The sequence below is a fragment of the Streptomyces sp. IBSBF 2435 genome, assembly GCF_036815005.1.
Lineage (GTDB): Bacteria > Actinomycetota > Actinomycetes > Streptomycetales > Streptomycetaceae > Actinacidiphila.
In genome coordinates this window covers 49,420-70,150 of the sequence record NZ_JAJSYW010000029.1, presented here as the reverse complement: position 1 = coordinate 70,150, position 20,731 = coordinate 49,420, and the positions used below count along the sequence as shown (strand labels likewise).

The 20,731-nt window shown below is 69.2% G+C and carries 19 protein-coding genes; 10 read left to right on the top strand and 9 right to left on the bottom strand.

Going from position 1 to position 20,731, the window contains the following annotated elements:
- Nucleotides 1–4: 4 nt before the first annotated feature.
- From V7E46_RS08565 to V7E46_RS08530, 8 genes are all read right to left on the bottom strand, one after another.
- Nucleotides 5–862: an SAM-dependent methyltransferase gene (locus tag V7E46_RS08565; RefSeq protein ID WP_333767851.1), complete on the bottom strand. Its 858-nt coding sequence runs from the start codon at nucleotides 860–862 to the stop codon at nucleotides 5–7.
- Nucleotides 859–1,584 (bottom strand): hypothetical protein, encoded by a 726-nt coding sequence (locus V7E46_RS08560; protein WP_333767850.1) that lies wholly within the window; start codon nucleotides 1,582–1,584, stop codon nucleotides 859–861. Before V7E46_RS08560 ends, V7E46_RS08565 begins: the two co-directional genes overlap by 4 nt.
- 277 nt (nucleotides 1,585–1,861) lie before the next feature.
- Nucleotides 1,862–2,860 (bottom strand): beta-ketoacyl-ACP synthase III, encoded by a 999-nt coding sequence (locus tag V7E46_RS08555; RefSeq protein ID WP_333767849.1) that lies wholly within the window; start codon nucleotides 2,858–2,860, stop codon nucleotides 1,862–1,864.
- A complete protein-coding gene (locus tag V7E46_RS08550; RefSeq protein WP_333767848.1) occupies nucleotides 2,860–4,632 on the bottom strand; it encodes a fatty acyl-AMP ligase in 1,773 nt (590 codons plus the stop codon). The genes V7E46_RS08555 and V7E46_RS08550 overlap by 1 nt, the downstream gene beginning before the upstream one ends.
- Nucleotides 4,633–4,976: 344 nt before the next feature.
- Nucleotides 4,977–6,179 carry a crotonyl-CoA carboxylase/reductase gene (gene ccrA, locus V7E46_RS08545; RefSeq protein ID WP_333767860.1) on the bottom strand — a complete coding sequence of 401 codons (1,203 nt, stop codon included), beginning with the start codon at nucleotides 6,177–6,179 and terminating at the stop codon, nucleotides 4,977–4,979.
- Nucleotides 6,180–6,282: 103 nt separating this feature from the next.
- The gene (locus V7E46_RS08540) at nucleotides 6,283–7,215 is read right to left on the bottom strand and encodes an alpha/beta hydrolase (protein ID WP_333767847.1); all 933 of its coding nucleotides are present in this window, start codon (nucleotides 7,213–7,215) and stop codon (nucleotides 6,283–6,285) included.
- A gap of 366 nt (nucleotides 7,216–7,581) precedes the next feature.
- Nucleotides 7,582–8,577: a 3-oxoacyl-ACP synthase III family protein gene (locus tag V7E46_RS08535; protein ID WP_333767846.1), complete on the bottom strand. Its 996-nt coding sequence runs from the start codon at nucleotides 8,575–8,577 to the stop codon at nucleotides 7,582–7,584.
- A gap of 8 nt (nucleotides 8,578–8,585) precedes the next feature.
- Nucleotides 8,586–9,653 carry a ketoacyl-ACP synthase III family protein gene (locus V7E46_RS08530; RefSeq protein ID WP_329172241.1) on the bottom strand — a complete coding sequence of 356 codons (1,068 nt, stop codon included), beginning with the start codon at nucleotides 9,651–9,653 and terminating at the stop codon, nucleotides 8,586–8,588.
- A gap of 1,371 nt (nucleotides 9,654–11,024) precedes the next feature.
- On the opposite strand from V7E46_RS08530, the gene V7E46_RS08525 reads away from it, so the two are divergent.
- Nucleotides 11,025–11,630: a response regulator transcription factor gene (locus tag V7E46_RS08525; RefSeq protein ID WP_333767844.1), complete on the top strand. Its 606-nt coding sequence runs from the start codon at nucleotides 11,025–11,027 to the stop codon at nucleotides 11,628–11,630.
- 569 nt (nucleotides 11,631–12,199) lie between these two features.
- On the opposite strand, the gene V7E46_RS08520 is transcribed toward V7E46_RS08525, so the two are convergent.
- Nucleotides 12,200–12,904: a TetR/AcrR family transcriptional regulator gene (locus tag V7E46_RS08520; RefSeq protein ID WP_333767843.1), complete on the bottom strand. Its 705-nt coding sequence runs from the start codon at nucleotides 12,902–12,904 to the stop codon at nucleotides 12,200–12,202.
- 251 nt (nucleotides 12,905–13,155) lie between these two features.
- Here V7E46_RS08520 and V7E46_RS08515 point away from each other — a divergent pair, with 251 nt between their 5' ends.
- The 9 genes from V7E46_RS08515 (at nucleotide 13,156) to V7E46_RS08475 (ending at nucleotide 20,680) form a co-directional block, all read left to right on the top strand.
- Nucleotides 13,156–14,550: an MFS transporter gene (locus tag V7E46_RS08515; protein ID WP_329172236.1), complete on the top strand. Its 1,395-nt coding sequence runs from the start codon at nucleotides 13,156–13,158 to the stop codon at nucleotides 14,548–14,550.
- Between the two features lie 509 nt (nucleotides 14,551–15,059).
- Nucleotides 15,060–16,010 carry a hypothetical protein gene (locus V7E46_RS08510; protein WP_329172234.1) on the top strand — a complete coding sequence of 317 codons (951 nt, stop codon included), beginning with the start codon at nucleotides 15,060–15,062 and terminating at the stop codon, nucleotides 16,008–16,010.
- A gap of 42 nt (nucleotides 16,011–16,052) precedes the next feature.
- The gene (locus V7E46_RS08505) at nucleotides 16,053–16,931 is read left to right on the top strand and encodes a diiron oxygenase (RefSeq protein ID WP_329172232.1); all 879 of its coding nucleotides are present in this window, start codon (nucleotides 16,053–16,055) and stop codon (nucleotides 16,929–16,931) included.
- On the top strand, nucleotides 16,928–17,176 hold the full coding sequence (locus V7E46_RS08500; RefSeq protein ID WP_329172230.1) for a phosphopantetheine-binding protein: 249 nt from the start codon (nucleotides 16,928–16,930) through the stop codon (nucleotides 17,174–17,176). Before V7E46_RS08505 ends, V7E46_RS08500 begins: the two co-directional genes overlap by 4 nt.
- Nucleotides 17,173–18,000 (top strand): hypothetical protein, encoded by an 828-nt coding sequence (locus V7E46_RS08495; protein ID WP_329172229.1) that lies wholly within the window; start codon nucleotides 17,173–17,175, stop codon nucleotides 17,998–18,000. The genes V7E46_RS08500 and V7E46_RS08495 overlap by 4 nt, the downstream gene beginning before the upstream one ends.
- Nucleotides 18,000–18,962 carry an NAD(P)H-dependent flavin oxidoreductase gene (locus tag V7E46_RS08490; RefSeq protein ID WP_333767842.1) on the top strand — a complete coding sequence of 321 codons (963 nt, stop codon included), beginning with the start codon at nucleotides 18,000–18,002 and terminating at the stop codon, nucleotides 18,960–18,962. Before V7E46_RS08495 ends, V7E46_RS08490 begins: the two co-directional genes overlap by 1 nt.
- Before the next feature lie 30 nt (nucleotides 18,963–18,992).
- Nucleotides 18,993–19,856, top strand: coding sequence for an alpha/beta fold hydrolase (locus tag V7E46_RS08485; protein WP_329172227.1), 864 nt, complete (start codon nucleotides 18,993–18,995; stop codon nucleotides 19,854–19,856).
- On the top strand, nucleotides 19,849–20,103 hold the full coding sequence (locus V7E46_RS08480) for a hypothetical protein (protein ID WP_329172225.1): 255 nt from the start codon (nucleotides 19,849–19,851) through the stop codon (nucleotides 20,101–20,103). Before V7E46_RS08485 ends, V7E46_RS08480 begins: the two co-directional genes overlap by 8 nt.
- A gap of 10 nt (nucleotides 20,104–20,113) precedes the next feature.
- Nucleotides 20,114–20,680 (top strand): 4'-phosphopantetheinyl transferase superfamily protein, encoded by a 567-nt coding sequence (locus V7E46_RS08475; RefSeq protein ID WP_333767841.1) that lies wholly within the window; start codon nucleotides 20,114–20,116, stop codon nucleotides 20,678–20,680.
- Nucleotides 20,681–20,731 lie beyond the last annotated feature (51 nt).

The window sequence follows — 20,731 nt, the reverse complement described above, 5'->3', positions numbered from 1 at the left end:
GGCGTCATTTACGGGTGCCGTGCACGAAGAACACCCGCGGCACGCCCGTGACCGCGCGCCCGGGCACCGGATCAAGCCAGCGGCCGAAGTCGGCGCCGGGCTCGCCCGGCTGGGTGGCCGTCACCGCGAACCCGTGCCGCGCGAACAGCTCCTCGGGCTCGTCACTGCCGAACACCCAGGGACAGCCCCAGCCCGCGAAGACCTCCAGGATGTCGCTCATACCCGGGTGCGTCAGGGCGGCGGTGTTGACGAGGTCCGCGACGACCGTGCTGCCGGGCGCGGACAGCGCCGCCACCCGCTCCAGGACGCGGTCGACGTCCGGCGCGGGCAGGTAGTAGAGCAGCCCCTCCAGCAGCCACAGCGACGGCAGTTCCGGCCGGTAGCCGGCCGCCGCCAGCGCGTCCTCCCACGCGGGATCCGTCAGGTCCACCGGCACGGTCCTGCGGGGCGTCCGCGGCGCCACGCCCTCCAGCCGGGCGGCCTTGAAGTCCAGCACCGCCGGGCGGTCGATCTCGAAGTAGCCGAGGTGGGAGGGCAAGTCCAGCCGGTAGGCCCGCGAGTCCATGCCGGCCGGTGCCAGCACGATCTGCGCCAGCCCCGGCTGCTGGGCGGCGGTGGTCAGCAGGTCGTCGAAGAAGCGGGTGCGGATGGCGTTGTAGTCGGGGGTGCTGGGCAGGGTGCGCGACCCGTCGCGGCGGAAGGTGGCGGCGCGTATCTCGCCGAACAGTGCGGGACCGGCGTCGCCGACCAGCAGGGCGGCATAGGGGTCGTCGTACAGCCGGTCGTCCCTGGCGGACTCGGCGGCCCGCAGGGCGGCGGTGAGCAGCGAGGTGCGCTCCACGGCAGTGGTGAGATCGGTCATGACGCGAGCGCCTCCGGTGTGCACGGTGCGTCCCGCCCGGCCGGTGCGGCCTGCGGGTCCTGATCGGTGGCCGGTGCGGCCTGTGAATCCAGCGCCGCCATGACGGCCCGCGCGGTGCGCTTGACGCCGTCGCGTACGGCGATACGGGTCACCGGCAGCGCGGCGACCTCTTCGAGCATCAGCTCGCGCAGCCGCCGCTGATAGGCGTCGAAGGCGGGCCAGGTGGGCCGGGCACCGCTGTATTCGAGCGGGTTGAGCCGCGCGCCCCGGCCGCTGCGCTTCCAGCAGGACCGCGGGTCGCCGTCCAGATAGAGCACCCGGTCCGGCTGCGGGAAGCCGCGCCACCAGGCGACCATCGGATCGGACACCCCGGCGAGACGGCACTTGGCGAGGATCTTGTAGTAGTACGAGTCCATGACGACGGGACGGCCGTCGCCCGGGCCGGCGCCGCCGTCCGCGGCGGCGATCTGGTCGCGCAGATGGATCACCGCGGTCTGCAGCAGTCCGGCCAGGAAGTCGTGGGAGTAGTCGCGGCCGAGCGCGGGGAGCACGTCGTCCACGACGTTGTGCCGCAACTGGGCGATCAGCCGGTACTCCGGTCCGAGCAGGGCGCCGTCGGTGGAGACGCACCGCCAGTCCGGCCTGCTGCGGGCGATCTCGGCCATGACGGACGACTTGCCCGCGCCGTCGGGACCGAGCAGCACCACGAACGCGCTGGGCATGGCATCTCGCCTTCGCTGTGAGCCTGCCGTTCGCACGGTGCGGCGGACCGGGTGGGGACTGAGGGCGGTGCGGCGGGATCCGGCGCCGCGGCGCCGGCGGTCCGACGGCCCTTCACGGCAGCCGGCGGGCGCCGCCCCGGTGCGCGGACCTCACGCTGTGCGGATGAGGCCCGCGCACCGGGGCGGCGGTCGGGTCCGGCGGGTGCCTGGCGGTGCAGGCGCGGCAGTCGGCGGCCGGCGCCGCCTGGAGGGCCGCAGCCTCAGTACCCGGGCCGGGTCATGGCAGGGTCACCACCTGGGCGGCGTGGGCCAGGCCCGCGCCGAAGCCGACGAGCAGCGCGAGGCCGCCGCTGGAGGCCGCGCCCTGGGACAGCAGGTGGTCGATGGCCAGCGGGACCGACGCGGCGGAGGTGTTGCCGCTGGTGACGATGTCCTTGGCCACGGCGGTGTGCGGGGCGAGCCCCAGGGAGCCGGCGGCGACATCGACGATGCGGGCGTTGGCCTGGTGGGGCACGAAGGCGGCGAGGTCGGCCACCTCCACCCCCGCTTCCGCCAGCGCCTGCCGGGAGATCTCCGGCACCGAGCGTGTCGCCCAGCGGAAGACCTCGGGGCCGGTCATCCGCAGGGTCGGCCAGGGACCTTGCGTGTTCCGGGCGTCCAGCCAGGTGCGGTCGTGGGCGATCATGTGGTGCCGCTCGCCGTCGGCGCCCCACACCACCGGGCTGATGCCGGGCGTCTCGGACGGGCCGACCACCACCGCCCCCGCGCCGTCGCCGAACAGGAACGCGGTGCCGCGGTCGGTGGGATCGATGATGTCGCTCATCTTCTCCGAGCCGACCACCACCACGGTACGGGCGGCGCCGGAGCGGACCAGCGAGTCGGCGAGCCCCAGGGAGTAGCAGAAGCCCGAGCAGGCGGCGCTGATGTCCAGCGCGCCGGCGGAGCGGGCGCCCAGCAGATGGGCCACCCGGGGCGCGGCGGTCGGTGCCTGCTCCAGGAAGGACATGGTGGCCAGCAGCACCATGTCGACCTCGTCGGGGTCCGTGCCCGACTGGGCCATCGCCTTGCGGGCCGCCTCCGCCGCCATGGTGATGACGGTCTCGTCCGGGCCGGCGAAGCGCCGGCTGGCGATACCCGACCTGCGGCGGATCCACTCGTCGCTGGAGTCGATACGCGCGCAGATCTCGTCGTTGGTCACCACCCGGGCCGGCCGGTACACCCCGACGCCCAGGATGCGGGCCCCGGGCCGCTGCTCGGCTGAGCGCAGCCGGCCCATTACGCCTCCGTCCCGACCGTGGCGGCGGCGGACGCGGTCACGGCGGTCAGCTCGCCGTTCTCGTAGCGCTGCTTGCACGCCCGGCGCTGCACCTTGCCGCTTGAGGTCTTCGGCAGCGCCCCGCGCCGCACGACCAGGACGACGTCCGGAGTGATCCGGTGCATGTCGCGTACGGCGTCGTAGACCCGCAGCCGCAGGGTTTCGGCGCCCAGCGACTTCAGCAGCCGCCCGTCCGCCTCGACGACCACCACGAGCTGCTCGCGCTCGCCGTCCTCGGAGGAGAAGGCAACCGCGCAGTTCGGGTGCAGACCGGGTACGGCCCGCTCGGCGGACAGTTCGAGGTCCTGCGGGTAGTGGTTGCGGCCCTTGCGGATGATGACGTCCTTCAGCCGTCCGGTGACGTACAGCTCGCCCTCGTGCAGGAAGCCGAGGTCGCCGGTCCGCAGATAGGTCTCGCCCGAATCGTCCGCACCCGCGACCCGCGCCCGGAAGGTCTCCTCGCTCACCACCGGGCGCCCCAGGTAACCGCCCGCCACGCAGGGGCCGTTGATCCAGATCTCGCCGACCCGGTCCTCGGGGAGGACCTCCCGCTCCGCGGGGTCCACGATCCGCACCCGGGTACGGCCGACCGTACCGCCGCTGCTGACCAGGGGCACGGCGCCCTCGGCAACCTCGCCGACGGGCTGCGCGTTGCCCTCCCGCAGGGCCTCGGCGGACAGCCACTGGACGACCGGCTCCCGGTCCTGGCGGGTGCCGGTGGCCTTGAGGGTGTTCTCCGCCAGCCCGAAGCCGGGGCACATGGCGCGCGGGTCGAAGCCGTACGGCGCGAACGCCTCGGTGAACGACCGCACGGTCGCCCAGCGCACCGGCTCGGCGCCGTTGGCGGCCACCCGCCAGCGGGACAGGTCGCCCACGTCGCCGGTCTTGCCGTCGGCGGCGGCCCGTGCGCACAGCTCGTAGGCGAAGCTGGGCGCCGCCGCGTGCGTGCCGCCGAAGCGGGCGATGGCCTCCAGCCAGCGGGCCGGGCGGCGGATGAAGGCGTCGGGGGCCATCAGGTACGAGGGGATGCCCGCCCACAGCGGCAGCACGATGCCGAACAGCATGCCCATGTCGTGGAAGAGCGGCAGCCAGTTCACAACGGTGCCGTCCGGCTCGCACGGCCACAGCTCGTCGGTCTCGACCACGTTGGCCAGGAAGTTGGCGTGGCTGACCACCACTCCCTTGGGATCGCCTGTGGAGCCCGAGGTGTACTGGAGCAGCGCGGTGTCGTCGGGACCCGGGGGAGCCGGCACGGGCGCGTCGGGGCTGTACGCGAGGGTGTCGGTGGCCAGGAAGGTGAGCCCGTCCAGTTCGGGCATGTCGCCGAAGCGCTCCTGGAGGTCGTGGACGACCTCGGCGGTGCTCAGGACGGTCGTGGTGCCGGAGTCGTCGGCGATCCGGCGCAGCCGCTGGACCTCCTCACGGCGCCGGGGCACCTGCACCGGGGCGCAGGCCACGCGTCCGTACATGCACCCCAGCAGGGTCCGTATGAACTCCAGGCCCGAGGGGTACAGCAGCACGGCGTTGCGGCCGGACAGGTCCGCGGCCGCGAACGCGGCGGCCCGCAGGCCGACGTCGCTGTAGAGTTCACGGTAGGTGAGCGCCTCGTGCGGTTCCTCGCCGTTGCGCAGGAAGACATAGGCGGTTTCGTCGGGCTGCTTCTCGCTGCGCAGCCGCAGGGCGTCGGGAAGGGTGCGCACGCCCACGGTCGGATGCGGTCCGGTGGTGCTCACGGTCAGATCTCCTTGTTGGCCGGTCGTCGTGCACAGAGGCGGGTGGTTGGCGGCGGGCCTAGGCGGCGTGCTGCCCGTCCGGGACGGGACAGCCGCCAGCCAGGCGCCGTTCGCCGTCCTCTAGCTCGTTCTGCGTGTCGGAAGCCTCGGAAATCTTCACGTCGACGGGATTGCTCATGGAAATTCTGCTCCCCATCTCTTCGCAGGTACGTGCCGGTAGGCAGAAGTGCGACGTCGAGAATCCGCGCAGAATGCGGTCCGGGCATGGTCGGGGGCCGGTGACGATCGGTCAGGCCCACCCGGGTCAGGACGGGAGACTCTCCCTGACGAAGTGACCGGCGCGGTTACTCGTCGTCGGCGAGAGCGTTGATTCTCACGGCCATGTTTCCCGAGGGATGCTGGTTCTCGTACATCAGCTGGTGCAGCTTCCCTATCTCCGCGAAGTCGCCCTCGTAGCTGAGGCAGGGATCGACGTCCCCCCTCGCGACCAGCTGGGTGAGTTCATGGCACTGCCGCAGGTTGAAGCCGTGCGAGCCCTGCAGCCTCTTCTGCCGCATCCACAGGAACCTCAGGTCGACGTCGCCGTGGTATCCGGTCGTGCCCCCGCACAGGACGACCATGCCGGAGCTGTCGCACAGGTAGATCGAGGTGGGAATGGTGTTCTGGCCGACGTGCTCGAAGACGATCCTGGGGGCCCGGCGCTCGCCGAGCTTCTCCCAGAACTCGGTCCCGAAACGCCGGACCTCCTTCATCCAGCCGCCGAACGCGTTCTGGTCGGAGATGTCGGGAAGCCGGCCCCAGTGGTGGTAGGCGCTGCGGTCGATCACGCCCTGGGCGCCCAGCTTCAGGCAGTAGTCGGCCCGGTCGGCGCTCGACACGACGGCGATCGGGGCACCGCCCAGCGCCCTGGTGATCTGGATCGCCATGGAGCCCAGGCCGCCGGAGCCGCCCCAGATCAGGACCGGGTCACCGGGCCGGACCACATTGGGCTGCCACCCGGTCAGCTGCCGGTACGCGGTCGCGCCCGACAGGACGTACGCCGCCGCCTCTGCCCAGGTGAGCCGCTCCGGCTTCGGCACGCACTGGAAGTCGCCCACCAGCGCGAACTGGGCGAAGGAGCCGAAGTTCGTCTCGTACCCCCAGGCCAGGTTCGAGGCCGAGGCCATGGGATCGGCCCCCAGCCTGATGTCCTGCGAGGTCTCGTCCCACACACCGCCCGAGACGACGACATGGTCGCCGATCTTGACATTGCGCACACCGTCGCCGACGGCCCAGACGATTCCCGAGCACTCGGACCCGCCGATGTGGAAGTCCTCGACCTCGCCCTTGCGCTGCCGGGCGCCGATGACATCGACCGGCTTGCCCAGCGACGCCCACACGTTGTTGTAGTTGATTCCGGCGGCCATCACGTACAGGAGCACCTGCCCCCGCCCGACCGCGGGAACATCGACGACCTCGGACTGGAAAGCCTGGTCGGGCGGGCCGAACCTCTCACGTCTGATGACCGACGCGTGCATCTTTCGCGGCACTACGCCGGTGGGGGGCATCTCGCCGAGGCCGTACAGTTCCTTCACTTTGAAATTCCTTACATTCTCGGAATGTGGGCGACAGTGTCCGAACTGAGAATTTCGTGGACCTGTGGTGTTGCGCCTATCTGGCCACCGGCACCGAGGTCAGCATCTCTTCCACTGCCGCCAGCACATCGCTCGTCGCCGTCGCGGCCGAGGGGACGATGTCGGCCATGAGGAGAAAGCCGTGTGTCAGGCCGAGCGCCGGTATATGCCGCACCGTCACACCGGCGGCGGCGAGCCGGTCCGCCAGCTCGACACCCTCGTCGTGCAGCGGGTCGAACTCGGCGGTGCAGACCACCGTCGGGGCCAGCTCGCGGAGGTCGGCGTTGAGCAGGTCGATCGCCGGATCGGTGTGGTGCTCGGGCTCGGTCAGGTACTGCTCGTAGTACCAGCGCAGATCGTCGACGTCGCCCAGGTAGCCCGTGGCGTACGTGCGGATGGACTCCGACCTCATGGCGGGGTCGGCCGGCGGGTAGACCAGCAGCTGGGCGGCGAAGGTGATGCCGCCGTTGTCGCGCTCGTGCATCGAGATCCCCACCGACAGACCGCCGCCCGCGCTGTCGCCGGCGATGACGTGCTCGCGCCCGGTGAAGGTCGCCGCGGCCCATTCGGCGGCGACGATGCCGTCCTGGAGCGGGCCGGGATGCGGGTGTTCGGGCGCGCGCCGGTAGTCGACGGAGACGACGACCGCGCCGAGTGCGGTGGCGATCCGGCGGCACACCGAGTCGTGGGTGTCGATGTCGCCGACCGTCCAGCCGCCGCCGTGCAGGAACGTCACCAGCCGGCCCCGGTCGGCGAGTGGCAGGTACGTGCGGACCGTGAACTTGCCGCCGTCCAGGCCGTCGAGTAACTGGTCCGTCACCGAGGCGACCGGTACCGGCTCGGCACCGCCGCGCGAGCGGGTCGCGCTGTCGGCGTACCGGCGGCGTACCTGCTCCAGGGTCAGCGTGCGCGCCGGGGCCGGTCGATCGACAGCCTGCCACTGGATCAGGGCGCGAATAAAACGGTCCATCGGCACGAGAGTCTCCTCGGGTCACACCGGCGCAGGATTCAGCGGTTCGGGTCCGCACCGCCGGTGGTGCGGGGCATACGGATACAGCGGGACCGAGCGCGCCGGCCCCGTCTGGCAGGACCGGCGGGCCTCCGACCGCCGTCGCCATCGTCGACGGGTCGGCAACCGGTCCCGGTGCGCCGGCCGCCATGAGCCCGCGGCGGTCTTGTGCGGTCGGCCCGCCGCCGCGACCGGCCGTCCCCGCGTGCGGCGCACCCGGGGAGCTCGATCCGGTCGGCAGCGGCCGGCGACGTGATCAGGTGCCGTCCGGCGGCGCCGGGTGCCCCGGCGCCGTGGACAGCGGCAATCGGCTGTCCCGCTGCGACCTCACCACTCGACCAGCGTGAGGCCGATCGAGACCCCGCCGCCCATGCCGAGGAAGAGGACCTGGTCGCCCTTGCGCAGAGCGCCGGAGCGCGCGGCGCGGTCCAGGGTCAGCGGGATCGACGCGGAACCGGTGTTGGCGAACCTGTCCACCGTGCGGTGCAGCGTCGCCTTCGGCAGGTCCAGCCGCGCCACCAGCTCGTCGAGCATGACGCCGTTGGGCTGGTGCGGGACCACGTGGTCGATGTCGGCCGGCAGCACCGCGCTGTCGTGCAGGAACTGCTTCACCAGGCCCGGCACGGTGGCGTTGGCGAATTCCCTGGCGGTCCTGCCGTCCATGGCGAAGTAGTGCAGGCCGGCCTCGTGCGTGGCCGGGTCGTAGGGCTTCCTGCTGCCGCCCGCCTCGACGTGGATGAGGTCGGTCATCTCGCTGTAGAAGTGGAACGACGACCGCTGGATGCCGCGGCCGGATTCGGCGGGACCGACGACCGCGGCGCCGGCGCCGTCGCCGAACAGCACGGTGGTCCTGCGGTCGGCCGGGTTGAGGATGCGCGAGTACACATCGGCACCGATGGCCAGCCCGTAGCCGCCGGACTTGGCGACCAGCGCGTTCACCACGTCCAGGGCGTACACGAACCCGGCGCACACGGCGTTCACGTCGAACGCCGCGACCCCGTTGCCGGTCCCGCCCAGGTTCTTGTGTACGAAGGCGGCCGTGGCCGGCTGCTGCTGATCCGGCGTCGAGGTGGCGACGACGATGTAGGACACCTGGTCCGCCGTGATCCCGGCGGCCTCCAGCGCCTGCCGCGCCGCACCGGTGGCCAGATCTGAGGTGGCCTGGCCCGGTTCGGCCCAGCGGCGCTCACGGATGGCCGTCTTGCGCTGGATCCACGCGTCGTCGACACCGGCCGGCGCACCGACCTCGTCGTTGGACACCACACGATCCGGTACACACGATCCGGTACCGAGGATCGCGACGGAACCCGCATGCACGCTCATCGGCAGTCTCATTCCGTGACGTCGGCGGGCAGGGCGAAGTCCGTGGTGACCTCCGGCCAGTCCGGAACGGTCTCGATCTCGATCGCCGCGACGGTCAGCGAGTAACCGCCGCCGGCACTGACCAGAAGCACCTGGTCGCCCTGCTTGAGCTGCTTCTTCTCCACCACTCGGGTCACGCCCGCGATCAGGTCGCCGGCGCCCAGGTGCCCGGTGAAGCGGCCCCAGTCCATCAGGGTGCGGTCGGAGGTGATGCCCAGCGGCTGGAGGAACTGGACCTGCATCAGGCCGTGGCCCATGTTGGGCATCAGGATCTTGGCGAAGTCGTCGAGCTTGTGCCCGGTCTTGTCGAGCACCGAGCCGACGAGGGCCACCAGCGCGTCCTCGCAGTGCTTGAGCACGAACTCCTTGCCGACCACTTCCAGATACGACTTCTTCGGGCTGCGCAGGTCGTGGGTGACCTCGCCGAAGGAGCTGGTGAAGGGCTCGGAACCGCGCCACAGCGGTTCGATGACGGCATCGGTGACCGACTGGACGGCGAGGATACGGGCGAAGCCGCCGGTCTTGGACAGCACCATCGCGGTGGAGCCGTCACCGCCGACGATGCCGTACGCACCGCGCCAGCGGTTGATGCCGGGCGCGCTGAAGCGGTCCGCGGTGGACACCATGGCGCTGGTGCCGCGGCCGGCCTCGAGCTGGCCCACGGCGAAGTCGAGCGCCGCCATGCCGCCGTTGGACAGGCCGTCCAGGTTCACCGAGAAGGCATTGGTGATTCCCAGCTCGCGCTGTATGTAGGACCCGGAGGTCCAGCCCCAGTCGCGGCCCTGGTGGTAGAGCGACGCGTGCACCATCAGGTCGACGTGGCCGTCGACCACGTCCGCGGCCCGCTCCAGGGCCCGGCGCGCGGCGATGACCCCCATGTCGGGCACCGAGATCTCATCCGTGGCGGCCGGCAGACAGACGATGTTATTGACCTTAAAATCGTCCTCGGTGTACCTGCCGTCGGCCACCGCTTCCTTGCCCGATTCGGCCGGCGGAATCCAGGCCGCAGCCGACGTAATGTAGACAGGGGTACTCATTTTCTACTTCCTCCGAGTTTGATGCCTGTCCGATTTCGATGCCCGCGGCGCGGAAAGCTTTCGGACACTGAAATTTCGGACCGATCCGGTTATATCGGCATCGCGTCGGGATCGCCTGATCCGTGGTCACCCGGCACGAGAACGCTCAGCGATCCGGCCCGTCAGATCGCGAGCACGACGCGCGACGCTGCGGGGCTTCGCCGACCGCCACCATCACCTGACTGTTTGCACAACAGTCCCGCCCAACGAGTCCGCCCACCCCTTCAATGAGCGTTTCACCGGAATATAGTCCACGCTACTGCTTCCGTCCCGATCATTCACATATGAGTTTCTCATGACTTACGGTTAATCCTGCACGTCATGAGAAGCCCCCGGGCGGCCAACACCACGGCCGACTTCTTACCCCGCCCGCAGCTGGACACTGTCATATTCTTTCCGGTTGCCTTCCCGGGTGGACGGCGATGCCACGGACTTGCCGTCGGCCGATTCCTAGCGTGAATTCGGAGCCGACGGCGAGTGGCGATCTCATGAACACCGGGGAGGGTGCATCCGGTCCCGCCGGACGGCGCCGCGGCGCGGCGCGGGCCTGGCGGTGCGCGCGGGCGGCCAGGGCCGGCCGGCCGGCGGGCGGCGCCGCTGCGGTGCGTCGGGCAGCATACGCGGCGACGCGCATATCGCAGTGCCTCCCAATTCGCCGTACTGATCGGACCCGGGCGGGAACAGAGCAGACGACAGTTTCACACGCGGCGACTGGGGAGATCCTGGATGCCGGTGACGCCCGACGGCGGAGACATCACGCGCTGTCGGAGAGGAGTCACCTTGCGTAGCCATCGGGACCTGTGCGTGGCCCGCGTGAGGGGGCGCCGGTGCTGGTCTGGACGAGCGCGGCTGTCCATACAGACGGCATACATACTTCGCCCAGCCGGGCTGTCCCAGAATGACGACGGCTGCGCCGGACGACCTTCGCGCGCAACCAAATGGGTCCTTCGGTAAGCCCTAGGGGACGTACATGTTCGCACTGGACAGGCACAAGAATGGCGCCGCACCCGCCGAACCCTTTCTGTCTATGACAGAAAGGGCTACTTCGCGGCTCGGGGCCGCTCCCGAGAAGCTTTACGTCTTCTTGGTGCGCGGCGGACGGAGCCGCGTGCTAGCGTCGTTCTTTTGCGACGGCTCGCCGGTCCGACCGGCGGGCTTTTTCGGTTTTACCGACCGGACTCCATATTGCCTCGGGCCGCTCCGCCTTCGTGTGTGGTGCGGGGCGGACTAGAGATCGACCTGCGGAAATTTCGTTGCATGGAAACTATTACCGGCCGCGAGTTGCCTGCTCGTGGCTCAATAGGTGGTCGAGAAACTACATTGGGGGACCGAGTGGGAATCGATGTATTGGTGTCCGACGACCTGCATTTGTCTCGCTTCGCGCTCACTGCACTGCTTGAGCGGAACGAGGAGATCCGGGTCGTGGGATCAGCGGACAGCAGTCTTGACGCACTGGAGTTCGCCGAATCGCACAGACCTGACGTGGTGATCATCAGCTTCGAGGGCGCGGACAGCGACGCGATAGCGAATGCCGAGAAGGTCGCGAGCCTGCCCGGCTGCCGGAGCATGCTGCTCGCCACGGCCTTCACCCGATCGGTCGTCCGTCAGGCCTTCGCCGCCGGCATCGGCGGCATGGTGGAGCGGAGTGTGCCGCCGCGTCAGTTCTTCGAGGCCATCCACCGTGTGCACCAGGGTGAACGGGTCTTCGACGCGGAACTGACGGTCGCCGCGCTGGTCAACGGGGACTGCCCGTTGACGATGCGGGAATTCTCGGTGCTCGAACACGTCTCCCGGGGCGACACGGTGGTCGAGATAGCAGCGCGGCTGCACCTCTCGGAGGGCACCGTGCGCAACTACCTGTCGTCGATGGTGGCAAAGCTGGGGGCACGCAACCGGATTGACGCACTGCGGATAGCCCGGGATTCTCACTGGATCTGAGTGCCGCTGAATAGGGCAGTGCCGTTGGGGAACTCCTGACGCGCGCGGCCCTATTTTAGCGATTGGTCACAGTAACCTCACCGGCATCCTCCGTCAACTGTCCATGCCTGCGGCCGACATAGCCCGCCCCGTCGGGCGCAGAATCTAGATGTACCATCCGTGTGCCGCCGACGCAATGGCTTGCGGAACACGTATCGCGTTCCGATCGAATGAGTTCTTAATAATCCAATGCGTGATTCTCACCTCTCCTTGTCGGCCGCTGGAGGGTTTAACCGCGGCCGTGCTAGCGTCACCGGGTTGACGCCGTTTCGCCCGGGCGAATGCGGACGGGGATATTCCGGCCGTGGACCCCGAAGTGGCGGGGCCGGGACACGGCCGGACGCGGTGGCCGCCGGCGCCGGGGCGGTCGCGCAGCCGCGGCCCGGGGTTCGCGGTCCCGCGCCCGGTCCTGGAGCGGACCGGCGCGCAGGACGCCGCGGTGCGCCCGGACGTGCAGCGGGGGAGCGCCGATCGCCGGCGCTACGAGCGGCACGGACACGTCGTGGGGTCCCACGACCCGGTCGACGTCTTCATGACGCGCTCGCCGGGGGCGATGCCGGGGGCTCCGGCATCACCCTGACCTGCGGCGGCTGCCCGGTGCTCGCCAGCGCCTGGGCGAGCAGCCCGTCCACGAAGGCCCGCAGCGCCTGGGGGTAGGTGTCCCGCCAGGCCATCGAGGCCCACTGGTCGCCGAGCGCGGCCAGGCGCGGCAGCTGCGACGAGTCGAGGCTGCTGATGAAGTCGTCGATGTAGTCGGGCCGCTCGTTGTTGGCCCGGGTGCGGGCGGAGTGCGCGCGCACCAGGATCTCGCCGACCATGTAGTACCAGAGGCTGCGGAAGACGTGGACGGCCTGTTCCGGCGTGCACCCGTGGTCGATGGCCCCGGCCACGATGGTTTCCACCAGCCACAGGGCCGAGTCGCCCAGCCTCGCGATGAAGCCGTCGGTCGTGAGGACCTCGGCGGCCCACGGCCAGGCCGCCAGCGCGTCGTGGATCGCGGTCGCGGCCGCGATGATCCGCTCCCGCGGCTCGCTGGGCAGGTCGGGGTGCGGGATCTGCTCGGCGTACTCGTGGATCAGCAGGAACAGCAGGTCTTCCTTGTCCCGCACGTGGTGGTACAGGGTCGTCGCCCCGATGCCGATCTCACCGGCCAGTCCGCGGATCGTCAGCTTCTCCCAGCCGTCCCGATCGATGAGCCGGCGGGCCCCGGTCAGGATCTGGGTACGGGAGGTCACGGGTGGTCGGCCTACACGGCCGTGCGGTGCGTTGGTTTGGGACACCGTCTCATCATGCCCTTCCGCGAAACCTGATGCCTTCGGCCCCTGCGCTCGACAGCGAGCCGGTCCCGGTGATAATTTCAGAACCTGTTCGAAAATTCTACTGGAGAAGAACGCAGAGGGACTGGGTTGCGGTGACGAACACGGAATCAGCAAGCGAAAAATCGGTCATCGACCGCACTGCCAGGCCAGGGCTCACCCTTGCCGCGGTGGCTGTCGTGCAGTTCATGGTGTCGCTGGACCTGTCGGTCGTGAACGTCGGACTGCCGAAGATCGGCGCCGGCCTCGGCTTCAGCGACCTGGGTCTGACCTGGGTCATTCACGCCTACGCCCTGACCTTCGGCGGGCTGCTCCTGCTGGGCGGCAAGATCGCCGACCGGTACGGCCACAAGCGGATCCTGCTGATCGGGCTGCCCATCTTCGGCCTCGCCTCCCTCGCCGGCGGCTTCTCGCAGGAACCGGGCCAGCTGGTGGCCGCGCGCGCCGTCCAGGGCGTCGGCGCCGCCGCACTGGCCCCGGCCGCACTCGCGCTCCTTGTCTCGACCTTCCCCGAAGGCAAGGAGCGCGTGAAGGCTTTCGGTGTGTGGAGCGCGGTGAACGCCGCGGGCGGCGCGCTCGGCGTCCTCATCGGCGGTCTGCTCACCCAGTACGCCGGCTGGGAATGGGTCATGTTCGTCAACGTCCCGATGGCCGCCTTCGCGCTGTACCTGGCCTGGCGCGGTATCGCCGCCGACCCGCCCGCCTCGCGCCGCGGCCGCCCGGACGTGCTCGGCGCGGTCCTGGCCACCGCGGGCATGGGCCTGCTGGTGTTCGGCGTCGTCCGCACCGACCAGCACCCGTGGGGCTCGACGGTCACCCTGTCGACCCTGGCCATCGCCGTGGTCCTGCTGATCGCCTTCGTCTGGGTCGAGAAGACCACCCGCCGCGACCCGCTGATCCGGCTCGGCCTGTTCACCAACCGCTCGGTCGCCGGTGCCAACGCCTACACGCTGCTGCTCGGCGGTGTCATGGCCTCGGCCTTCTACTTCGTGTCCCTCTACCTCCAGCGGGTGCTGGGGAACAGCGCGGCCAGGACCGGCGTCGAGTTCCTGCCGTTCGCCCTCGGTGTCGTCGTCGGCTCCGTGATCGCCGTCAAGCTCGGCTTCAAACTGGCTCCCCGGGTCATCCTGGTCGCCGGTGGAGTGCTGACCGGGCTCGGATTCCTGTGGTTCGGCCAGATGAGCGCCAACGGCTCCTTCACCGCCGATGTGCTGGGCCCGTCGATCGTCACCAGCATCGGCATCGGGCTCTGCCTCGCACCGGCCGTCTCCGTCGCCACCGCCGGCGTCGCGGCCCACGAGACGGGCAGTGCCTCAGGCCTGCTCAACAGCGCACGCCAGATCGGCGCCTCGCTCGGCCTCGCGGCCCTGGGCACCGCCGCTCACGACCACACCGGCAAGATCGACACGCCCGCGGCCCTCAACGACGGGTACGCGTTCGGCATGACCATCGGCGCGATCGTCCTGGTCGCCGCCGTCCTCATCGCCCTCACCGTCCTGCCCCGCACCGGCGCTCCGGTGCCCGCGCAGCAGGAGGACCGGGACCTGGCGACCGCCCGGGACTGACCGGGCGTGCCGCCTCCGTACCTGTGCCCGGGCCGTCGTTTCCACGACACGGCCCGGGCACAGGTGCGTCCGGCGGCACCGCATCCGAATACCGGCATGCCGGACGCGACCTCTGGTGACCAAAGACACTCGAAGCCTTTGATCGCGAACAGGGGCCGCGTTCGTGTGCCGTCCCGCGGGGCAGCCGTTCTTCAACGCCCGCGAACTGCCGGCGGCGGGCCGAAAGATGTCAATCCGCGCCGCGCGGACATTGATTTCTCCAAACCTTATATGTGAAACGCATGAGTACGTATGCAAAAATAATCTGTTGCGAGGCGATCTCCGACTGGTACCGTCGAGATCGTTCCGCAGATTCGGTCAGTGAGCTAGCGGGAATGTTCACAAATAACTGGATCGATCACTGTGGACATCCGCAACAAAACCGTGGTGTCGTGGCGATGATGGGTGCCGAGTCGTCGGCGCGGTCATTTTGCCTGGAAGGATAGACTGTGCCACACCAAGCTGTAACCTTGAATACCCCCTGGGAAAAAATAGCGAATTCGATAGAATTCATTCCCGCCGAGTATTCTAGTAAGATCCAGTCGGAATCCGTGGCGCGGGAAATGCTGCGCTGCGAAACGGCGGAGATCGACAGGCTTGTCGACGCGGGCCTGCCGTTCGAGAACCGCTCGGGTGTGCGCTATTTCGACGTCAGCGATCTTTACAACCTCGGCATGTATTCGAACAAGACGAATACGCAGCCGGAGCTCGCATTCCGTATGCTCTTCCGGTTCGCCGGCCGGTCGGTCGACGACCTGCTGTGCGAGAAGTCGTGGGACTTCCGGGTCCAGCTGGAATGCACCGAGTGCGACGGTGTCGCGCCGTGGCGTTTCGAGGCGCCCGACGTCGTCCGGTTCGGCGGACGCATCGTCGGCGGCGAGGCTCCGGAGCCCGGTTCGGGAACCGCCGAGTACGCGGCGACGGTCACCACGACGGGCGTGCGGACTCCGCTGGTCTCCTCCGAACTGCGGCGGCTGACCCGCGAGTACCTCGACGCCGGCTACCGCTGGCAGATGATCCCCGTCGCCATGCAGGCCGATTACGAACTGGTCCACGAGCTGGGCGCGACGAGCTGCATCGCGGCGAGCCTGCTGCTGGCCGAGCGCTTCCGCGCGGCCGGCTACGAGGCCGAGGCGAAGCGCGGCTGGTTCTGCGGAGTGCTGGGCGGCGCCCTCGACCTGCCGCACGCGTGCGTGGAGGTCCAGGACGACGACGGTACGTACAAGACCGTCGACATCGCCAAGGCGCAGCTGGCGGCACGGCTGTCGCCGAACACCGGGGATTTCCAGGAGCTGTGCCTCGGGTCGATCTACAACAAGGTCATTCCGTCCACCGCTTCCGGTAATGCGTCCTTTGGGTATCACGAATGTGGTTCACAGCTGCCGGTCCATGTGCGCGCGGACATTCGCTCGGCGCGTTGACGCTGAATTTTCGAACCACTCCGTTTGAAAGGGCAAGTGACAATGGCGGTACGTGAGATTGAACCGGTCGTGCTGGAACTCGACCGGTTGGAGCAGCTGGCCGAATCCGGCTATTACAACCCGTACACGATGTTCGACTGGCCGGCGACCATCGAGCCCGACATGCCGTGGATGAGCGAGAGCCTCACCACGCTGGCAGGCACGCCGATGTGGGACGAGCTGACCCGCGAGCAGCAGATCGCCCTGACCAAATACGAGGCGATCAACTTCTTCAGCCTCAACATCCACGGTATCCGTGAGCTGCTGAGCGAAGTCGTGATGCGCATCCACGAGCGGACCTACGCGAACGTCTCGGAGTTCCTGCACCACTTCGTGGGTGAGGAAAACGAGCACATGTGGTTCTTCGCGCAGTTCTGCCTGCGCTACGGCGGCAAGCTGTACCCGGCGCAGCCGACCCTGAAGGCCGACTCGGTCGAGCACCTCTCGAAGGTGGCCCGCGAGCTGGTCATCTTCGCGCGCATCCTGATCTTCGAGGAGATCGTCGACTACTACAACGCGCACATGGCGACCGACCAGTCGCTGCCGCACATCGCCCGTGAGATCAACCGGGTGCACCACCAGGACGAGAGCCGGCACGTCGCGTTCGGCCGGATGGTCTTCACCAACCTGCTCGCCCAGGTCGTCCAGCGCGACCCCGACGAGGTGCCGGTGGTCGCCGAATACCTGGAGAGCTACCTCCAGTACAGCATCGGCACCCTCTACAACCCGGCCGCCTACCGTGACGCGGGCATCCCGGACGCGCTGGCGCTGCGGCGGCGCGCGCTGGAGCACCCCGCCCGCATCGAGGCGCACGACCAGGTGCTGAAGCGGACCCGGAAGTTCCTTTCCAAGTCCGGCGTGGGCCGGGAAGTGATCAAGTGACGACCGAGCCGATGCAGGCCGTCCGGGAGTTCATCCTGGGCCGCAACCCCAAGCTCGACCAGGTGTCCGACGATCTGGACCTGATCGACAGCCGGGCCATCAACTCGCTGGCCTTTGTCGAGTTCATCTTCCTGCTGGAGGAGCTGACCGGAGAGCCGATCGATCCGGAGGACCTGGATCTGGACGACTTCCGCACCCTCAACGCGCTGGAAGCACGATTCTTCAACAAGGAAGCGGCACAGTGACCACAGCGACCGACAACGGCCTGGGAGTTCTGGACGGCAGCCAGCTGCGGTTGCTGCGGGCGATCGAGGCGGTGTTCCTGCGGTTGGCCGAGGGCTGGGACGCGCCGGAGTTCCGCTTCCCGTTCCTGATGCGCTGCAAGGACCTCGACACCTTCGACTACTACGACAACTTCCCGCACCTGGGCCTGGCCGCCACCCGGCTCGACCCGGAGCGCCTCGGCGCCCTGCTGGCGGACTCTCCCCGGCCGATCGACCGGGTGCCGGCCGAGGTGATGGAGCAGACCGCCTTCGCGCTGCCCTCGGCGGCGTGCTACTCGATCTACCTCGACCTGGCGGGCTCGACACTGCCCCCCGAGGGCGCCATGCGCACCACGGTCGGCACGTGCTTCCGCAACGAGGACCACTACCAGGGCCTGCAGCGGCTGCTGGGCTTCTCCATGCGCGAGATCGTCTGCATCGGCCCCGAAGAGGTGGCGAAGAGCCACCTGCTGCGTGCCAAGGACGCCGTGACGGCCCTGTGCGCGGAACTCGGGCTCGACTTCAAGCTCGAGGTCGCCACCGACCCGTTCTTCGACAAGAACAGCGGCAAGGCGAAGATGCAGCGGCTGTTCCCGGTCAAGGAGGAGTTCGTCGTCAACGGCCTGGCGATCGGCTCCGTCAACTACCACCGGAACTTCTTCGGTGAGCGGTGCGCCATCCAGGTCAACGGCGAGTCCGCGCACACCAGCTGCCTCGCCTTCGGCCTGGAGCGGTGGGTGCACACCCTGACCGAGCGGTTCGGCAGCACCGCCGCCGCGGTGACTGCGGTCGAGAGCCTGAGCTGATGCCTTCCACGTTGGCAGCGATGCTCGGCATCGACGTCGGCCTCCTGCAGTCGGGCATGGGCGGTGTCGCGGGCGCTGACCTGGCGTGCGCGGTGTCCAACGCCGGCGCGGCGGGCTGCGCGGGCGGCTACAAGCTGGTCGACGCCGCGCTGTCGGCCATGCTGGAGCGGCTGGCCACGGGCACCGACCGGCCCGTCGGAGTGAACCTGATCCCCGAGGTCGTCGGCCCGGACGAGCTCGACCACCAGATCACCCAGGTGCTCGACGAGACGCCGGAGCGCGTCTACCTGTCGCTGTTCGGCATGCCCGAGGACGACGCGGTGTTCAAGCGCATCGTCGCCGCGGGCCGCCAGCTGGTCGTCCAGATCGGGACCGTCGAGGACGGTGTGCACGCGGCCGAGCGGGGCGCTGTGGTGGTGGCCCAGGGCATCGAGGCCGGCGGCCACCTGCTCGGCACCTCGCAGCGCGACGAACTGGTCGCCGCGCTGCGCGCCGAGCTGCCCGACACCTGCCTGGTCGCCTCGGGCGGCATCGGCTCGCCCGACGAGGCCGCCAGGGCGCTGGCCGCGGGAGCCGACGGGGTGCTGCTCGGCACCGCCTTCGTCGTCGCCCACGAGTCGCGGGCGCATGCCTACTTCAAGGCGGCGGTGACCGCCGCGGACCAGGCCGACACCGTGATCACCGATGTCTACGAGATCGGCTGGCCGGGCCGCCGGCACCGCGTGCTGGCGACGGCCGTGACGAGCGACCCGGAGCAGGCCAAGAAGTTCATCGGCAAGACGGTGGTCGAGGGGAAGCCCTACCTGGTGCCGCGCTTCAGCTCCGCGGTGCCCACCGATGCGACCACCGGCCGTATCGAGGAGATGGCGATGTACTGCGGCCAGTCCTGCAGTGCCATCTCCAGTGAGATCTCGGCGGCCGACGTCGTCGCCGCGTACGCGCACGTCCTTCCGGGCGCCTGAGTCGTCGGAACAAGCAAAGGATGGAAAGCAATGTCAGTCGATGAAGCGCAGGACCACCACGACCTGGAGTACCGGGACACGCCGCGGATCCGTACCAGGGAGGGCGTCGAGCTCTACTACGAGTCCACCGGCGAGGGCCCTGCCATTGTCACGCTGAACAACTTCTTCTTCACCGCCCCGTTCTGGCGTGAGTACACCGAGGACCTCGTCCAGAACTACCGCGTCGTCAGCTACGACCTGGCCAACCACGGCGCCTCCACGCACGGGGACACCGAGCCGACCTGGGAGCAGCACGCCGAGGACCTGATCGCGCTGCTCGACGCGCTGGAGATCGACTCGGCATACCTGATCGGCACGTCGGCCTCCACCCAGCTCGCCCGGGACGTGGCGCTCGCCTACCCCGACCGGGTCAGGGGCCTCGTGCTGGCGGGACCGGTCGTCGGCCCGCAGGGCATGCGGCGGCACCGGGGTCTGCAGCGGGCCTGGCTGCTGACGCTGAAGTCCCACGGCATGACCGCGCTGTACAGCCACATGTACCCCGAGGTGATCAGCACCGACATGAACCAGGAGTCGGGCACGCCCGGCTTCCTCGGGCTGCGGGAGAGCTTCCTGGCGATGTCCACCCCCGAGGAGCTGACCAACGGTCTGACCCTCGCCCAGCAGGGCGACCCCAGCCCCGAGCTGCTGACCCGTATCCAGGCGCCGACGGTGATCGCGCTCGGCGACGACGACATCCTGCTGAGCCCGACGGCCGGCAAGGAGCTGGCCGCGCTGTTCCCGAAGGGCCGCCTGGAGATCATGCCGAAGGCCGGCCACGTGCCGTTCCTCGACGACCCCGAGGGCTTCCAGGTGATCGTGCGCAAGTTCATCGAAGAAGCGGAATCGCATGTCTGACACGGAGGTCGAAGTCCGGCAGCGCATTCGTGAACTGCTGGTCGACCTGTTCCGCGACGGCACTTTTGTGAACAGGGTGTCGGACACCGTGTCGCTGCGCGAGGCGGGGGTGCCCTCCACCGCACTGGTCAGTCTGCTGGTGGCGATGGAGGACGCCTTCGGGTTCGAGTGGGACGACGACGTCCAGCCGGAGGTGCTGCGCTCGATCGATTCGCTGGCGGGTCACGTCGTAGCGCTGCGCAACTGAAGGACACACGGTGACTGTTGAGCTGGAGATTCCCGCGGGCGTCACACCGGCGACCTCGCTCGAGTTCCATCCGGTGCCCTGGCCCCACGGACCGGCTCAGCAGTTCGCGGCGGGGCGCGGCGCGGCCGCCGCGGCCCTGGCCGCGGCGGGATCCGCGGACCTGACCGTGCCCCGTGATCCCGACGGCCGCCCGCGCTTCCCGCGCGGGTTCGCCGGCTCGATCTCGCACACCGACCGCCTGGCGGTCGCGGTGGTCGTTCCCGGTGCGGACGCGGTCGGCGTCGACATCGAGGACGCGGCCATCAGCCCTCGCATGACCGAATTCGTCCTCAGCGAGCGGGAGCGGCACACGCTGCTCCCGCCGGCCGGGGAGTACACCCCGCGTGAGCTGTTCGCGGCCAAGGAAGCAGCTTTCAAGGCCATGAACGGCACCGGCACGCTGGGCGATTTTCTGTTCTGGCGGATCGAACTCACCCGGTCCGACGGCGCGCTGACCGCGTCGTACCGCGGCGAACCGGTATCGGTGTGGATCCGCTCACAGGAAGACCTCTCGTTCGCCGTGGCGATACGACCTTGAATTTTACGATTCGTCTTGTCCTTCTGCGCCCGTATCGGCCGAAGGAATAGT

Excerpts from the sequence above, each read along its gene's own strand:
- V7E46_RS08565 (WP_333767851.1), bottom strand. The coding sequence starts at position 862 with ATGACCGATCTCACCACTGCCGTGGAGCGCACCTCGCTGCTCACCGCC.
- V7E46_RS08560 (WP_333767850.1), bottom strand. The coding sequence starts at position 1,584 with ATGCCCAGCGCGTTCGTGGTGCTGCTCGGTCCCGACGGCGCGGGCAAG.
- V7E46_RS08555 (WP_333767849.1), bottom strand. The coding sequence starts at position 2,860 with ATGGGCCGGCTGCGCTCAGCCGAGCAGCGGCCCGGGGCCCGCATCCTG.
- ccrA (WP_333767860.1), bottom strand. The coding sequence starts at position 6,179 with ATGCCCCCCACCGGCGTAGTGCCGCGAAAGATGCACGCGTCGGTCATC.
- V7E46_RS08540 (WP_333767847.1), bottom strand. The coding sequence starts at position 7,215 with ATGGACCGTTTTATTCGCGCCCTGATCCAGTGGCAGGCTGTCGATCGA.
- V7E46_RS08535 (WP_333767846.1), bottom strand. The coding sequence starts at position 8,577 with ATGAGCGTGCATGCGGGTTCCGTCGCGATCCTCGGTACCGGATCGTGT.
- V7E46_RS08530 (WP_329172241.1), bottom strand. The coding sequence starts at position 9,653 with ATGAGTACCCCTGTCTACATTACGTCGGCTGCGGCCTGGATTCCGCCG.
- V7E46_RS08505 (WP_329172232.1), top strand. The coding sequence starts at position 16,053 with ATGGCGGTACGTGAGATTGAACCGGTCGTGCTGGAACTCGACCGGTTG.
- V7E46_RS08490 (WP_333767842.1), top strand. The coding sequence starts at position 18,000 with ATGCCTTCCACGTTGGCAGCGATGCTCGGCATCGACGTCGGCCTCCTG.
- V7E46_RS08485 (WP_329172227.1), top strand. The coding sequence starts at position 18,993 with ATGTCAGTCGATGAAGCGCAGGACCACCACGACCTGGAGTACCGGGAC.
- V7E46_RS08480 (WP_329172225.1), top strand. The coding sequence starts at position 19,849 with ATGTCTGACACGGAGGTCGAAGTCCGGCAGCGCATTCGTGAACTGCTG.